Source organism: Mesorhizobium sp. M7A.F.Ca.US.014.04.1.1, from assembly GCF_003998745.1.
In the GTDB taxonomy this organism is placed as follows: Bacteria; Pseudomonadota; Alphaproteobacteria; order Rhizobiales; family Rhizobiaceae; genus Mesorhizobium; species Mesorhizobium ciceri.
In genome coordinates this window covers 1-460 of the sequence record NZ_RZRW01000941.1, presented here as the reverse complement: position 1 = coordinate 460, position 460 = coordinate 1, and positions in this window count along the sequence as shown.

Sequence of the window (460 nt, the reverse complement as noted above, 5' to 3'; positions counted from 1 at the left end):
ACCTCTACCCGAAAGGAAAAATCTGTTTTCGAAAGGAAATAGCTTCCCAAGGTCCTCGCGGCACAAAGCAGCTATTCGCAACAAAAGGGGCCCAGGTGGCCCAACGATGAAACGCATTTTGCTTTTCTTGTGCGGCGAAAGCATGATGGAGCGGGTGGCTAACAGCCGATAAATTTTTCCAACCCATTGATTTCAAATCATAATTTAATGTTCCATAATGTATGTTATGCGACTTCTGGATGTAGCAGTTATATAGAGATGCGACACTTGAGCAATTTAGAGATGCGACAGTCCCCGACTTTCACAGCTCATGCTCTGGCCAACTCGAAGCTGGAAAGGAAGGCTGACGACTTCACACTGCCTGGCGTGAGACCGGGCGTATGGAGGAGCCGGCATGCCTTTGATCACCTTGTCGCAAAAAAGAGCTGCATCGTCTTGAAGCCATCCAGAAGATCCGCGA